The following is a 14,490-nucleotide window of genomic DNA, read 5'->3' on the forward strand; positions in this document are numbered from 1 at the left end:
CCCCGTCCTGGACCCTCAGCCCTGGGCCAGGAAGTTGCGGACGATGGCGATCTGATCGTCGGTCATCAGCGACGGGGCATGGCCGGTGTTGGGGATTTCCACCACCTGCACCAGCCCGGACGCCCCCGGACCGCGCTCCGCCATCCGTTCCGCCGTCTCGGCGCTCAGCAGGTCGGACTCCGCGCCGCGCAGCACCAGCACCGGGCAGCGCACGCGGTCCCACAGCGCCCAGAGATCGACGTCGCCGATCGGGGCGGTCTTGAACGCCTCCCCGATGCCGGGATCGTAGGCGAGGCGGAAGCGGCCATCCGGCAGCGGGCGGGCGCTGTGCTCCGCCATATGGCGCCAGCATTCATCGCCGATCGTGCCGAATCCCATCAGGACGAAACGCAGATAGGATTCGAGCGCCGGCAGATCCTCGAACACCGGATCCTTGCCGACATAGTCGGCGATGCGCTGCAGGCCGGCCTGGGCGATGAAGGGACCGACATCGTTGATGACCATGCGGCGGATCGGGCTGTTGGCCTGGGCCGCCAGCGTCATGCCGATCAGTCCGCCCATCGAGGTGCCGACCCAGTCCACCGTCTCCACCTCCATGCGGGCGATCAGCGCCACCATGTCGGAGCAGTATTGCGGATAGCCGTAGAGCGCCGGCACCGGCAGCCAATCGCTGCGCCCGCGCCCGACCACATCCGGACAGGCGACCCGCCAGCGGTCCGACAGCCCCAATGCCAGCCGGTCGAAGTCGCGGCCGTTGCGCGTCAGGCCATGGACGCAGATCGCCGTCCGCGCGGCATCGTCACGCCCCCACTGGGTATAGGCGACCTTGTGAAAGCCGGCGGCGCTGAGGCCGAGAACACTGCGTTCGGACATCGGCACGGGAGGGCACTCCTGTTCAGCGGTGTGGGGGCTCATCCCTTTTTCGGCGATTTGACGCCGCGTGGCAACTCCGCCTCGACCTCACCCACGGCCGCATCGCGGATGGCGGGGAGCGCGGGGGACGGGGTCGCCACCGAACGGTCGAAGGGATGGCGGATGGCGTCGTAGTTCCGCCGGATGATGCGGACGTAATTGCGCGTCTCCTCATAGGGCGGGACGCCCTTGTAGCGGTCCACCGCACCTTCTCCGGCATTGTAGCCGGCCAGCGCCAGCGTCACGTCGCCCTGGAAATAGGCCAGCAGCCAGCGCAGGTACTTCACGCCGCCGGTGATGTTCTCCCTGGGATCAAAGACATTGCCGACGCCGAACCGGTCGGCGGTGTCGGGGATCAACTGCATCAGCCCGGCGGCCTCCTTCGGCGATACCGCGTCGGTGCGGAAGGCGCTCTCGGCCTGGATGACCGCCAGCACCAACCCCGGATCGACGCCGTATCTCGGCGCGATGGAATTGACCAGAGACACGATTTCGGCCGGGGGCGGTCCGACTTCGCGCACAGGCCCGGCACCCGGGCGGCACCAGGGGCGGATGCGTCCCATGCGGCCGGGAACATAATTGACCAGACGGCGCGCTTCCGGATGCCCGCGCGAGGCCGCCGCGCGCAGCCAGGCGGTGCCGAGGCGCCGGTCCTTGCGCACGCCCTTGCCGAACAGGTAGCGGCGGGCCAGCCGGAAGGCGGCATCGGCGTCGCCCTGCTCCGCCAGTTCGCAATCGCCGGATTTCGCCTTGAGGGGCGGTGGCAGTGCGGCAACCGACGCCGGCTTTTCCGAGGAGTTGGCAGTCGCCGCAGCGGCCATTGGTGCCGATGCCGACCCGGCGCCGGACAGCGCCAGTGCCATCAGCGGCACCATCACGACACGACGAAACGGCAAACCCGGACCCTCCTGCGAACCCACGTCATCATACGGGAAGCGGGAGTATGGTGATGCAACCTGTTTGGGACAAGGGCGGGCCAAACTCTTGGTTCAGGGCACCATCGTCTCGGTCAGGGGCCGCGTCGGCGCCGTCCCTGCTTCTTCGGTGCGCCTTCGGGAATGCCGCGGCCCTGGCGGGCGCTGCTGATGCCGATGCTGCCGGGTGTTTCCAGGCCGAGCTCCATCGCCTCCAGCCGGCGCAGCTCGTCGCGCAGGCGGGCGGCTTCCTCGAACTCCAGATCGGCGGCGGCGGCGCGCATGCGCTTTTCCAGATCGGCGATGACGCTCTTGAGGTTGTGGCCCACCAGTTCGTTGGCGCTCAGGCCGGTCTTCACCGTCACATGGTCGCCGCGCTCGAACACGCTTTCCAGGATGTCGCCGATGGCCTTCTTGACCGATTCCGGCGTGATCCCGTGTTCCAGATTATAGGCCATCTGCTTCTCGCGGCGACGGGCCGTCTCGTCGATGGCGTATTTCATGCTGTCGGTGATCTTGTCGGCATAGAGGATCGCCCGCCCATCGACGTTGCGCGCCGCGCGGCCGATGGTCTGGATCAGCGAGGTCCTGGAGCGCAGATAGCCTTCCTTGTCGGCGTCCAGGATCGCCACCAGCGCGCATTCCGGGATGTCCAAGCCCTCGCGCAGCAGGTTGATGCCGACCAGCACGTCATAGGCGCCGAGCCGCAGGTCGCGGATGATCTCGATACGCTCCAGCGTTTCCACGTCGGAGTGGATGTAGCGCACGCGCAATCCCGCCTCGTGCATGTATTCGGTCAGCGCCTCCGCCATCTTCTTGGTGAGCGTCGTGACCAGCACGCGATAGCCCTTGGCGACCACCTCCTTGCACTCGCCGATCAGGTCGTCGACCTGGGTCTCGGTCGGACGGACGATCACCGGCGGGTCGATCAGGCCGGTCGGGCGGACCAGCTGTTCGGTGAAGACGCCGCCGGTGCGCTCCAATTCCCAGGGGCCGGGGGTGGCCGAGACGAAGACCGTCTGCGGCCTCATGCCCTCCCATTCCTCGAACTTCAGCGGGCGGTTGTCCTTGGCGCTGGGCAGGCGGAATCCGTAATCGGACAGCGTCGATTTGCGCACAAGGTCGCCGCGGTACATGCCGCCGATCTGCGGCACCATGACGTGGCTTTCGTCGACGATCAGCAAGGCGTCGCCCGGCAGATACTCGAAGAGGGTCGGCGGCGGCTCGCCCGGTGCGCGGCCGGTCAGATAGCGGGAGTAATTCTCGATGCCGGCGCAGGAGCCGGTGGCCGCCATCATCTCGATGTCGAAGGTGGTGCGCTGTTCCAGCCGTTGCGCCTCCAGCAGCTTGCCCTCGGCGGCGAACTCCTCCAGCCGGTCCTTCAGGTCCTTCTTGATCTGGTTGATCGCCTGGTTCAGCGTCGGCTTCGGCGTCACATAGTGGCTGTTCGGATAGACGCGCACCGCCTCCAGAGCCGCGAGCTTTTCGCCGGTCAGCGGGTCGATCTCATGGATACCCTCGATCTCGTCGCCGAACAGCGAGATGCGCCACGCCCGGTCTTCCATATGGGCGGGGAACAGTTCCACGGTATCGCCGCGGACGCGGAACAGGCCGCGGCCGAATGCGGCGTCGTTGCGCTTGTATTGCAGTTCGGTCAGCTTGCGCAGCAACTCGGGCTGGGCGATCACCTCCCCCTTGCGCAGGTCGACCGTCATTTCCGAATAGGTTTCGACCGAACCGATACCGTAGATGCAGGACACCGACGCCACGATGATGACGTCATCCCGTTCCAGCAGAGCCCGCGTCGCCGAGTGGCGCATGCGGTCGATCTGCTCGTTGATCGAGGATTCCTTCTCGATGTAGGTGTCGGTGCGCGGGACGTAGGCTTCCGGCTGGTAATAATCGTAGTAGGAGACGAAGTATTCGACCGCATTGTTCGGGAAGAATGACTTCATCTCGCCATACAGCTGCGCCGCCAGAGTCTTGTTCGGCGCCAGGATCAGCGTCGGGCGCTGCACCGTCTGTATGACGTGCGCGATGGTGAAGGTCTTGCCCGAACCGGTGACGCCCAGCAGCACCTGATCCTTCTCGCCCTGCCGCAGCCCGGCCGTCAACTCCGCGATCGCGTTCGGCTGGTCGCCCGACGGCGTGAAATCCGAAGAAATGACGAACTGCTTTCCGGCTTCCAGCTTCGCGAGCGGCTTCGCGGGAATGGCGGACAGGACGGGGCTTGCCATGGGACGGCGATCCGATCAGAGGAGGGGTACGGAACGGGAACCGATTATATGGCCGCAACGCCCCCGTCTGTCGAGCGCAGGCTGAGCGGCACTGCGCTCCGCGCAGAGCGGAACGCAGCGCCGCCCGGCCCCCGCCTCACTATTGTCCCAGCGCCTTCGGGTTGGAGATTCCCAGCCGCGCCTGGACGATGGCCTCCAGCGCGTCCATCAGCACCTCCCGGCCCTCATGATCGAAGTCGCCGGCGGCGATCTCGATGCACAGGCGGTGCTGCAGTGCCTCCACCCGCTTGCGCAGGTCCTCGCCGGACAGGGCGTCGTCGGCGTCTTCGCCATAGAGTAGGGCGAGCGCGCCGAGCATCGAGTGGCCGGCGGTATCCAGCCCCTTCAACTCCCGCTCGGCGATCTCCAGCGCGTTGGCGACCATCAGCGCGGCGAAGCGGGCTTCCGGGGCGACATGGGGAAGCACGTCCGCCCGAAAGGTGGAGGCGGCGATCTGCAGCAGGCCGCGGGCGTCGGGATTGGCGCGCATCAGGCCACCTTCTCCACCGCTTCTGAGGCCACGCTGCCGATGGTGCGGAGATGGCGCAGCATGTCCATCTCGATCTCCGGCAGCATCCGTCCGGTCAACGCCAACTCAAGCGAGGGCTGCGCGCCGGAGCTGTGGCGCAGCCCCTGCTCCACAGCGATCGCCGCCCAGCGGAGATAGGCCGCCGTCTCCCAATAGGCGACGCGCGCCGGATCGACGCGGCGGCCGGAGGTTTCCTCATAGCCCGCATAGAAATCCGCCCGGTCGGCGATGCCGCCGGCTTCACGGTCCGGCCGCCGGAAGCGCCAGGAGCGGGAGCAGAACCAGCCCAGATCCTCCATCGGATCGCTGAATCCGGCGAACTCCCAATCGAGGATCGCGGTCAGCGTGCCGTTCTTGACCAGATAGTTGCCCGTGCGGAAGTCACGGTGGCACAGCACCACCGCGTCCGGCGGCGGCGCGTTGACCTCCATCCAGCGCAGGCCCCAGGCGATCACCGGGTCGCGGCTGCCCAGATCGCCGAACCAGCGGCGGAATTGCGCCAGCGTTTCCTGCGCCGGACAGCCCGGCGCCTCGCCCAGCCGTTCGAGCCCTTCCGTATCCGGGGTGATCCGGTGCAGAAGTCCAAGTTGCCGGCCAAGCTCGCGCGCCAGTTCCGGCTGCGCCGGCTCCGACCGTGTCACCGCATGGCCGGCGCCCAGCCCTTCGGCCCGGCGCATGATGTAGAAGTCGTGGCCCAAGATGGCGGGGTCGTCGCAGGCGAGGAGCGGTTCCGGCGCCAGCACTCCGGCCGCATAGGCGGCGCGCAGCACCACGAACTCCCGCAGCTTGCCGATGCTGGCGGAGATGCGCCCGCCGCCTTCGGCGCGCAGCACGCAGGCATGGTGCCCGGCCAGCGGCCCGCCGTCGATGTCCAGGGTCACGGCGAGATTCAGGGAGATCGCTCCGCCGCCGAGCCGTCCATCCTCCGTCACCGTGACGCGGGAGGCGCCGGCCTGAATGGCCAGCCAGCTTTCCAGGCGGGCGCGGTTGTCATCGGACAGAAGCGACGGCGGCGGCTGGTCGGTCGCTTTCACGACGTGCATGGCGTTTCTCCCTCGGAGGATTGCTGGGCGCGCTGGTTCGCGCGTCTTGGTCGGTTATGGCCGCCGATGGTAGGCACGAAGCGATGTTGCCGGCAAGTTACACCTTGGTGGGAAAATCGGCTTCCCTGAAATAAAAAATGGACGGCCCCTCCCCCGCCGGACAGGCGGGAAAGGGGCCGTTCGTCTCAAACGGACGGATAGGAGACCTTATGCGGTGATCGGCTGGTTCGCCCCCTGATCCTGGCCGGCCGACTTGGCCTGCGGAATGGCCGGGACCGGCGCCGGCTTGGTCTCGCGGACCGGCAGCATGTCGCCGATGCCGAAGGCGACGGCCATCAGGTTCGGCACCGCCATGGCGGCAAGCAGCCACGACCACAGTTCCAGCGACAGGGTGCCCAGCGGGTTCGCCATGGCGGCAGTGGCGGAGGCGGCGACCAGGGCGGCGGACAGCCAGGCCTCGGGCTTGGCGCAGAAGCGGCCGGCGGTGCGCTTGCCGCCCTTGGCGGTCACCCGGAAGGCGTCGTGCTTGCGGAACAGGCCGCGGAAGACGGCCAGGGCGACGGTGGTGGACAGGGCCATGCCGACGGCGCAGGCACCCAGGCTCTGCTTCCAGCTGTTGCCGGAGGCGTAGCGCGAGGCCAGCAGGCTGGAGGCCGCACGCAGGACCAGGGCGCCCAGCACGGCGGCGGTGGCGGCCACCGGCGGCAGGTGCAGCGGCAGAACCAGCGAGGCGAAGGTCCAGATCACGGCGGCGACGGCGGCGAACATGCCGACGGCGTCGGACCACCAGCGGATCCAGTTGGCGGCATAGCCAAGCTTCTGACGCGCGCTCAACTCGGCCGCACCCGGCAGGAACTTCCTCCAATGGGCGCGGACGATCTGGGTCGAGCCGAACACCCAGCGGTCGCGCTGCTTGCGGAACTGCATGAAGTTGTCCGGAGCCAGACCGGCACCCAGCCGCTCGTCGGTGTAGGCGGCGCGATAGCCGGCCGACAGGATGCGCAGGCCCAGTTCGGTGTCCTCGCAGATGCCGGCTTCCGACCAGCCGCCGACCTGATCCATCGCCGACCGGCGCAGCATGATCATCGTGCCGTGGCAGATGAAGGCCTGGGACGACACGCCCTCCTGCATGCCGACGTCGAAGAAGGGGCGGTACTCGGCGGTCATCGCCGCCTTCAGCGCCGTCTCGTGGCCGTCGCGGTGCTCCTGCGGAGCCTGGACGATGCCGACAGACGGATCGGCGAAGGCCGGGGCCAGCTTCGACAGCCAGTCGGGCGACACGGTGTAGTCGGCGTCCAGTACGGCGACGATCTCGGCGGCCGGGTCGGTGTGGCGCATCGCGGCGTTCAGGGCGCCGGCCTTGAAGCCGGAGATCTTCTTGTACCAGTGGAACTTGAACTTCGGACCCAGCGCCCGGCACATCTCCTCCACCGGGCGGACCAGATGTTCCTCCTCGGTGTTGTTGATCAGGACGACGACCTCGTAGTTCGGGTAGTCCAGCCGCGACAGCGAAGCCAGCGTGGCGTTCAGCACGTCCGGCTGCTCACGGCAGGCGGCGACGTGGACGGAAACCATCGGCTTGTGATCGACCGCCGGCACGGCCTGCGGCAGCAGGGCCGGAGCGCGGCCGGTCAGCAGCCGGCGGGCGACGTCCACCAGATCGGCGAAGGTGACGCTCATCATCAGGGCGCCCAGCGCGAAGGCGGAGCCCCAGGTGGTGACCGCACCGAAGGTCAGATACTCGGCATAGGCGCCGGCAACCGCCGAGCCGATGGCGAAACCGATGATGTTGGCGCCCATGGACGCGGCCAGCGCGAAGCCGGCGTTGGTCCGGCGGCGGAACACCACGAAGGCGGACAGGGCGAGACCGACGGCCAGAGCGACGCCGGCGGCGACACGCTCGCCATAGGGGGCGGCGACCGCGCCGGTCATCGACCATTTCGGCTGACGGTCGGCATCCAGCACGCCCCAGGTCGGGCCGGGCGACCCTTCGATGGTCGACTTCCAGATGCCGTCGAAGGCCTCGACGACGTTGTAGGACAGGCCGAGCGCGTTGGCTTCCGCCGCGAAACCGCGGACGACGGCGGCCTGGGCCTCCGGCGTCGGATAGGCGTCGTGGAAGTTCTCGCCGCCCGACGGCCAGCCGACCTCGCCCACATACAGCGGCTTGCCCGGATGCGCCTTGCGCACGGTGTCGAGCCGGTCACGGATCCAGGTCAGCGCGTTTTCGGCCGGGACGCCTTCCCAGTAGGGCAGAACGTGGACGCCCATGAAGTCCGACGCCTTCACCGTGGCATCGGCCTTGATCATCTCCGACCACACATCGGCGGTGCCGACCTTGACGGAGGCGGGAACGGCGGCGCGCACGCGCTTGATGTAGGCGGCCAGCTCGGCGTCGGTCAGTTCGGCGCGCAGCAGCGTCTCGTTGCCGACGATGATGCGCTTGATGCCGCGGAACTCCTTGGCGAGAGCGACGGCGTGCAGGATCTCGCGCTCGTTCCGGGCCTTGTCCTCGCTCAGCCAGATGCCGAGCGTGACGTCCAGCCCCTTGGAGATCGCGATTTCCGGGACTTCGCCCTGGGAGCCCAGGGTGGAATAGGTGCGGACGCCATCGGCGAAGCCGACGATGGCGGCCATGTCCCTCTCGAGCTCCTTGCGCGGCACCACCGGCTGATCGTTGGGATCGTAGCTGCGGCCCGATGGAGAATAGGACACGGATTCGATACGGCCGGGCTCCGCCTCCACCGGCGTCGGCGCATTGCGCCAGGACCAGAAGGACGCGTGGCCGGCGGTCACGGCCAGCAGTGCGGCGGCGATGGCTGCGCGCCGGATCGAGTTCTTCGGGTTGTTCATGGGGAGTTCGCGTTGCCCTGTTGCAGGGTGGCCGTTCGCCACCGGACATCCGCACAAACGGGCAGACCGACTTCCCTATTCCACGCACCCCGAAAAAAATTTGTGCGCTGCGGCGGCCGGGAACCGGGCCGGACAGAGCCTGTTGGACCGGGATCCGTTGGACAACAAACCTTATGAACCGCTCAGGAGTACCCCCATGGCAACCCGCCACGAAGACAGCCCGGAACACAAGAAGGCCCATGAACTGGCCGAGCAGGCCCTGGACAAGGCCGCCGGCGGCGATGCCCGCAAGGCGCGCGACCTGATGGAGGAAGCCAAGAGCATCGATCCCAAGATCGGCGAGGAAATGGCCCGCGAGGCCGCCGAGGATCAGAAGAAGGCCGACAAATACGTCGACAAGAGCGACAAGTGAACGGTGCCCCCTCCCTCTCCCGCGGTCGCCCGACCGAAGGTGGACTGATCGCGGGAGAGGGAGGGAGCAACCGCATCGGCTCCTTACTCCGCCACCCCTTACTCCGCCGCTACGGCCTCCGCCGCCACCGGCGGCGTCCAGCGCAGGACCGGCTTGCGCGCCGCGGCGGTCTCGTCCAGCCGGCGGCGCGGGGTCAGGCGCGGCGCGGCCTGGAAATAGGCGACGTCGCCCGACTTCGCCCGCTCGGCCAGGGCGCGCAGGGCATCGACGAACTGGTCGAGGCTGGCCTTGCTTTCCGTCTCGGTCGGCTCGATCAGCAGGGCGCCGTGGACGACCAGCGGGAAATACATGGTCATCGGGTGGAAGCCCTCGTCGATCAGCGCCTTCGCCATGTCGAGCGTGGTGACCCCGGTCCCCTTCAGGAAGCGGTCGTCGAACAGGCACTCGTGCATGCACGGTCCCTCGAAGGACGCGGTCATCACGTCTTCCAGCCGCGCCATGACGTAGTTGGCGTTCAGCACCGCATCGCCCGACGCCTGCCACAGCCCGTCGGCGCCATGGCTCAGCATGTAGGACAGCGCGCGGACGAACATGCCCATCTGGCCGTGGAAGGCCTTCATGCGGCCGAAGGCCGGACCGTCGCCGGCATTCTCCACCAGCGCGAAGCCATCGGCGCCATGGGTGACATAGGGTACTGGGATGAAGGGCGCCAGCGACTCCGCGAACACCACAGGACCGGACCCCGGCCCGCCGCCGCCATGCGGGGTGGAGAAGGTCTTGTGCAGGTTGATGTGCATGACGTCGATGCCGAGGTCGGCCGGACGCACCCGCCCGACGATGGCGTTGAAGTTGGCGCCGTCGCAGTAGAAATAGCCGCCCGCCTCGTGGACCGCGTCGGCGATGGCGATGATGTCGCGCTCGAACAGGCCGCAGGTGTTGGGATTGGTCAGCATCAGGCCGGCCACGTCGGGACCGAGCTTGGCCTTCAGCGCCTCCAGATCGACGCGCCCGTCGGCGGTCGCAGGAATGGCCTCGACGCTGTATCCGCAGGCGGCGGCGGTCGCCGGATTGGTGCCGTGGGCGCTTTCCGGCACCAGGATCTTGGTGCGGCCACTGTCGCCCTTGGCCTCATGGGCGGCGCGGATCGCCATGATGCCGCACATCTCGCCATGGGCGCCGGCGGCGGGCGCCAGCGTCACGGCGGCCATGCCGGTCAGCGTCTTCAACCAATGGGCCAACTGATCCATCAGTTCCAGCGCGCCCTGCACCGTGCTGACCGGCTGCAGCGGATGCACGTCGGAGAAGCCGGGAAGCCGCGCCATCTTCTCGTTCAGGCGCGGGTTGTGCTTCATCGTGCAGGAGCCCAGCGGGTAGAATCCGCTGTCGATGGCGTAGTTCTTCTGCGACAGCCGGGTGTAGTGGCGGACCACCTGCGGCTCGGCGAGGCCCGGCAGCCCGACCTTGGCGCGCGGCTTCACCGCACCCAGGCGAGTGGCCGCCTTCGGCACCTCCGGCAGGTCGACGCCGGTGCGGCCGGCGCTGTCCTGTTCGAAGGTCAGCGGTTCTTCGATCTGCAGGCCGCGGTTGCCGGTGACGGTGCCGGTCACGCCGTCGAAAGCGCCCGAGTTCGCGGGGATGGCCGACGGACGGCCCTGGTTGTTCATGCTCATGCCAGAACCTCGGTCAAGGCTGCCGCGAAGGCGTCCATGTCGGCGTCGGTGTTGGTCTCGGTGACGGCGACCAGCAGCAAATCCTCCATCTCGCCCGGATACAGGCGCGATACGGGCACGCCGCCCAGGATGCGGCGCTTGGCAAGCTCCTCGACCACCGCGGCGGCCGGCTTCGGCAGCTTCACGGTGAATTCGTTGAAGAAGCCGTCGTTCAGCACCTCGACGCCCGGAACCGCCGCCAGCTTGTCGGCCATCCGGACCGCCTTGGCGTGGTTCAACTGGGCCAGCTGCGTGATCCCAGCCTCGCCCAGCAGGCTGACATGGATCGAGAAGGCCAGCGCGCACAGGCCGGAATTGGTGCAGATGTTGGACGTCGCCTTCTCGCGGCGGATGTGCTGCTCGCGGGTGGAGAGCGTCAGCACGAAGCCGCGGCGGCCGTCGGCGTCGACCGTCTCGCCGCACAGGCGGCCCGGCATCTGGCGGACATACTTGTCCTTCACCGCGAACAGCCCGACATAGGGGCCGCCGAAATTCAGAGCGTTGCCAAAGGACTGGCCTTCCGCCGCGACGATGTCGGCGCCCATGTCGCCCGGCGGGGTCAGCAGGCCGAGCGACAGGGCCTCCGTCACCACGACGATCAGCAGGGCGCCCTTGGCCTGGCAGGCGGCGGCCAGATCGGTGTAGTCGCGGACATGGCCGAACACGTCCGGGTTCTGCACGACGACGCAGGAGGTCTTGTCGTCGACCAGCGCCAGCAGATCCTCGCCGCCGGTCGGGGCGGCCGGGAGGGCCACCGCCTCGAACCCGATGAAGCGGGCGTCGGTGGTGGTCACGTCGCGGTAATGCGGGTGCAGGCCGCCGGACAGGATCGCCTTCTTCCGCCGGGTGATGCGGTTGGCCATCATCACCGCCTCGGCGCAGGAGGTGGCGCCGTCATACATCGACGCGTTGGCCACATCCATGCCGGTCAGCAGCGCGACCTGGGTCTGGAATTCGAACAGGACCTGCAGCGTGCCCTGGCTCACCTCCGGCTGATACGGGGTGTAGGCGGTCAGGAACTCGCCGCGCTGGACCAGGTGATCGACGGTGGCCGGCACATGGTGGCGGTAGGCGCCGGCACCGAGGAAGCTCGGCACCGATCCGGCCGGGACATTCTTCGCCGCCATGGCGCCGAGCAGCCGCTCGACCTCGAGCTCGCCCATATGGTTGGGCAGGCCCCCGATCGGACCGGCCAGACGGGCCGACTTTGGAACGTCGCGGAACAGGTCTTCGACCGATGTTGCGCGGATGGCCTCCAGCATCGACTGCCGGTCGGCCTCGGTCAGGGGCAGATAGCGCATGTTAGTGGGATTCCTCCACGAAGGCCTTGTAGGCCGCTTCGTCCATCAGGGCATCCAGTTCGGAGGCGTCCTTCAACTGGATCCTGAAGAACCAGCCGTCGGTCTCGGCGGCGCTGTTGACCATCGACGGGTCGTCCACCAGGGACTGGTTGGCCTCCACCACGGTGCCCGACACCGGCGCGTACACGTCGCTGGCGGCCTTCACCGATTCGACGACGGCGGCTTCCTTGCCCTGTTCCAGCTCGCGCCCGGCCTCGGGCAGTTCGACGAACACGACGTCGCCCAGCTGGCTCTGCGCGAAGTCGGTGACGCCGACCGTGGCGACGTCGCCGTCGACCTGAACCCACTCATGGTCCTTGGTGAATTTCTTGGTCATTCGAAGGGTTCCCTGTTCAAAACGGTTGCTTGTGGTTGGAAATGCCGAAGCGTCAGCCCCGGTAATAGCGTTGCGGCACGAAGGGCGTGGCGGCGACGCGGGCGGGCAGCGGCTTGCCGCGCACCAGCAGCGTCAGCGGCGTATCCACCGCGGAATTCGCGATGTCGACATAGCCCATGGCGACCGGCGCCCCGGCGGTCGGGCCGAAGCCGCCGCTGGTGACCTCGCCGATGCGGTTGCCGTTCGCGTCCTGGATTTCGGTGTGCTCGCGGGCCGGCTGGCGGCCTTCCGGCTGGATGCCGACGCGGCGGCGCGCAGCGCCTTCGGTCAGCTGCCGGTGGATGATTTCGTAGCCGGGAAAACCGCCCTCGGCGCGGCGGCGCTTCGGCAGCGTCCATTCCAGCGCGGCCTCGACCGGCGTGGTGGTGGTGTCGATGTCGTGGCCGTAGAGGCAGAGCCCGGCCTCCAGCCGCAGCGAGTCGCGCGCACCCAGCCCGATCGCCTCGACCTCCGATTCGGCCAGCAGGGCGCGGGCGATCATCTCCGCATCGGCCTTGTCGCAGGAGATCTCGTAGCCGTCCTCGCCGGTGTAGCCGGAGCGGGTCAGGATCACCGGCACGCCCTTGAAGGTGGCGGACAGACAGGTCATGAACTTCATGGTGGCGGCTTCCGGCACGAAGCGGGCCATCATCTCGGCCGCCATCGGACCCTGGAGCGCCATCAGCGCCAGATCGTCCAGCAGTTCGACCTCGGCCTTGCCAGCCAGCTTCTCGCGCAGATGGGCGACGTCCTGCTCCTTGCAGGCGGCGTTCACCACCAGGAACAGATGGTCGCCGGCATTCGTCACCATCAGGTCGTCGAGAATGCCGCCCTGCTCGTTCAGGAACAGCGTGTAGCGCATGCGGCCCTGCGCCAGCCCCTTGATGTCGCCGGGAACCAGCGTTTCCAGGGCGGCGGCGGGATCGTCGCCGGTCAGGCGGACCTGCCCCATGTGGGACACGTCGAACAGCCCTGCCTTCTCGCGGGTGTGCTGGTGCTCCTTCAGGATGCCCAGCGGATACTGCACCGGCATGTCATAGCCGGCGAAAGGCACCATGCGGGCGCCAAGCTCGACATGGAGCGCGTGCAGCGGAGTGGTCTTGAGAGCGGTTGCGGCCTCGGTCACGCGGGTCCTCCGACAAGGTTTCAGCGCCCGCACCGGAATTGATGCAGGAAGCTGCCCCCTCTGTCTTGGACCTGAGAGATTCACCGCCGTCCGGTCGAGCCGGGCACCCGGTTTACTCCTTCGGTGAGTCGCGGCGGTTGAGCGCCGAGGCTGCTTTCCAGAGTTGCCTTATCCCCTTGCGGTCCTTTTGCCTGAGAGTTTCCGGGGGCGGTTGCTCCTTCGGCGCCGCCTGCGAGGCTACCCGTTGCCGGATGTCTCGAAAGCGATCTCTCCCGCGAGGGATCATCGGCGTGATCGCGGCAGACTGTCGCGAATGGTCAGGTTTGTCAATCGACGGATCCGGCGCCAAGGCCGCACCATCGTCGACCGTCATCCCCGTGAAAGCGGAGATGACGGTCGAAAGCGGGACGGTTCCGCTCCGGCGGACGGCAGCCTTACTTCCTCATCTGCGTCCGGTTGAAGTCCAGCTGCTCCGGCGTCAGCTGGAAGCCGAGATAGATCTTCCAGTCCTTGGCGTTGGCATCCTTGGGCAGCGGGATCCGCGGGGCCAGTTCCTCCCTCGTGCCGGCGCGCGGCTGGCCGGTGACGAAGGTCACGTCGGTGTCGAAATAGGCTTTCGACACCAGCGTGTCGTCCGGTTGGGCCAGCGCGACGAAATACTGGTACTTGGCGGTGTTGCCCGGCAAGGCCGGACCGCGTTCGGCCACCAGGAAGACGTTCACGTTCACTGTGACGCCGTTGCTGGTGTATTCGCAATTGCCGGTGTAATCGACCAGCGCCGCGCGCGACTCCAGATCGGTGAGATCCCTGCCGCCGGGACGGAAGACCGTCACCTCCTGCAGGTCGCGCACGATGTTGACCTTGGGGCAGGCCAGCGCCGCGTCCGCCGGATCGGTCTGTCCCAGACCCATGCCGGAACAGCCGGACAGCACCGCGACGGCCCCGGCGGCGAGCAGCGCAGGGCGGCTCTTACGCATCAGGGACGCCAGCAGGCTTTTCC

Annotated in this window: 12 protein-coding genes and 1 riboswitch; of the genes, 1 reads left to right on the plus strand and 11 read right to left on the minus strand. The window is 67.9% G+C overall.

Features of this window, described 5'->3' with window-relative positions; translation table 11 throughout:
* Positions 1-15 precede the first annotated feature (15 nt).
* The 6 genes from DM194_RS05005 to DM194_RS05030 form a co-directional block, all read right to left on the minus strand.
* On the minus strand, positions 16-873 hold the full coding sequence (locus DM194_RS05005) for an alpha/beta fold hydrolase (protein ID WP_425457280.1): 858 nt from the start codon (positions 871-873) through the stop codon (positions 16-18).
* Between the two features lie 38 nt (positions 874-911).
* Positions 912-1,808 carry a lytic transglycosylase domain-containing protein gene (locus DM194_RS05010; RefSeq protein WP_111066212.1) on the minus strand — a complete coding sequence of 299 codons (897 nt, stop codon included), beginning with the start codon at positions 1,806-1,808 and terminating at the stop codon, positions 912-914.
* A 113-nt stretch (positions 1,809-1,921) separates the two neighbouring features.
* Positions 1,922-4,063, minus strand: a complete 2,142-nt coding sequence (gene uvrB, locus DM194_RS05015) for an excinuclease ABC subunit UvrB (RefSeq protein WP_111066213.1) — start codon at positions 4,061-4,063, stop codon at positions 1,922-1,924.
* Between the two features lie 139 nt (positions 4,064-4,202).
* On the minus strand, positions 4,203-4,592 hold the full coding sequence (locus DM194_RS05020; RefSeq protein ID WP_111066214.1) for a DUF6285 domain-containing protein: 390 nt from the start codon (positions 4,590-4,592) through the stop codon (positions 4,203-4,205).
* Positions 4,592-5,674, minus strand: coding sequence for a phosphotransferase family protein (locus tag DM194_RS05025; protein WP_111066215.1), 1,083 nt, complete (start codon positions 5,672-5,674; stop codon positions 4,592-4,594). Before DM194_RS05025 ends, DM194_RS05020 begins: the two co-directional genes overlap by 1 nt.
* A 207-nt stretch (positions 5,675-5,881) precedes the next feature.
* Positions 5,882-8,527, minus strand: a complete 2,646-nt coding sequence (locus DM194_RS05030; RefSeq protein ID WP_111066216.1) for a glycosyltransferase — start codon at positions 8,525-8,527, stop codon at positions 5,882-5,884.
* Between the two features lie 196 nt (positions 8,528-8,723).
* Here DM194_RS05030 and DM194_RS05035 point away from each other — a divergent pair, with 196 nt between their 5' ends.
* Positions 8,724-8,939 (plus strand): hypothetical protein, encoded by a 216-nt coding sequence (locus DM194_RS05035; protein ID WP_111066217.1) that lies wholly within the window; start codon positions 8,724-8,726, stop codon positions 8,937-8,939.
* Between the two features lie 98 nt (positions 8,940-9,037).
* Here DM194_RS05035 and gcvPB read toward each other — a convergent pair whose 3' ends face one another.
* The 5 genes from gcvPB to DM194_RS05060 all read right to left on the minus strand — a co-directional run bounded on the left by gcvPB (position 9,038) and on the right by DM194_RS05060 (position 14,467).
* Positions 9,038-10,609, minus strand: a complete 1,572-nt coding sequence (gene gcvPB / locus DM194_RS05040) for an aminomethyl-transferring glycine dehydrogenase subunit GcvPB (RefSeq protein WP_111066218.1) — start codon at positions 10,607-10,609, stop codon at positions 9,038-9,040.
* Positions 10,606-11,949: an aminomethyl-transferring glycine dehydrogenase subunit GcvPA gene (gene gcvPA / locus DM194_RS05045; RefSeq protein WP_111066219.1), complete on the minus strand. Its 1,344-nt coding sequence runs from the start codon at positions 11,947-11,949 to the stop codon at positions 10,606-10,608. The genes gcvPB and gcvPA overlap by 4 nt, the downstream gene beginning before the upstream one ends.
* Position 11,950: 1 nt before the next feature.
* Entirely contained in the window at positions 11,951-12,325 is a 375-nt protein-coding gene (gcvH, locus tag DM194_RS05050; RefSeq protein WP_111066220.1) for a glycine cleavage system protein GcvH, read from the minus strand.
* Positions 12,326-12,377: 52 nt separating this feature from the next.
* Positions 12,378-13,490, minus strand: coding sequence for a glycine cleavage system aminomethyltransferase GcvT (gene gcvT, locus DM194_RS05055; RefSeq protein WP_111066221.1), 1,113 nt, complete (start codon positions 13,488-13,490; stop codon positions 12,378-12,380).
* A gap of 169 nt (positions 13,491-13,659) precedes the next feature.
* Positions 13,660-13,775, minus strand: a riboswitch (glycine riboswitch).
* Positions 13,776-13,924: 149 nt separating this feature from the next.
* Positions 13,925-14,467 carry a lipoprotein gene (locus DM194_RS05060; protein ID WP_111066222.1) on the minus strand — a complete coding sequence of 181 codons (543 nt, stop codon included), beginning with the start codon at positions 14,465-14,467 and terminating at the stop codon, positions 13,925-13,927.
* Between the last annotated feature and the right edge of the window lie 23 nt (positions 14,468-14,490).

The sequence above is a fragment of the Azospirillum ramasamyi genome (assembly GCF_003233655.1).
GTDB classification, from domain to species: Bacteria; Pseudomonadota; Alphaproteobacteria; order Azospirillales; family Azospirillaceae; genus Azospirillum; species Azospirillum ramasamyi.

What these genes read in the sequence shown, in the direction of transcription:
- DM194_RS05005 (WP_425457280.1), bottom strand. Translation starts at nt 873, where the DNA reads ATGTCCGAACGCAGTGTTCTCGGCCTCAGCGCCGCCGGCTTTCACAAG.
- uvrB (WP_111066213.1), bottom strand. Translation starts at nt 4,063, where the DNA reads ATGGCAAGCCCCGTCCTGTCCGCCATTCCCGCGAAGCCGCTCGCGAAG.
- DM194_RS05020 (WP_111066214.1), bottom strand. Translation starts at nt 4,592, where the DNA reads ATGCGCGCCAATCCCGACGCCCGCGGCCTGCTGCAGATCGCCGCCTCC.
- DM194_RS05025 (WP_111066215.1), bottom strand. Translation starts at nt 5,674, where the DNA reads ATGCACGTCGTGAAAGCGACCGACCAGCCGCCGCCGTCGCTTCTGTCC.
- DM194_RS05030 (WP_111066216.1), bottom strand. Translation starts at nt 8,527, where the DNA reads ATGAACAACCCGAAGAACTCGATCCGGCGCGCAGCCATCGCCGCCGCA.
- DM194_RS05035 (WP_111066217.1), top strand. Translation starts at nt 8,724, where the DNA reads ATGGCAACCCGCCACGAAGACAGCCCGGAACACAAGAAGGCCCATGAA.
- gcvPB (WP_111066218.1), bottom strand. Translation starts at nt 10,609, where the DNA reads ATGAGCATGAACAACCAGGGCCGTCCGTCGGCCATCCCCGCGAACTCG.
- gcvPA (WP_111066219.1), bottom strand. Translation starts at nt 11,949, where the DNA reads ATGCGCTATCTGCCCCTGACCGAGGCCGACCGGCAGTCGATGCTGGAG.
- gcvH (WP_111066220.1), bottom strand. Translation starts at nt 12,325, where the DNA reads ATGACCAAGAAATTCACCAAGGACCATGAGTGGGTTCAGGTCGACGGC.
- DM194_RS05060 (WP_111066222.1), bottom strand. Translation starts at nt 14,467, where the DNA reads ATGCGTAAGAGCCGCCCTGCGCTGCTCGCCGCCGGGGCCGTCGCGGTG.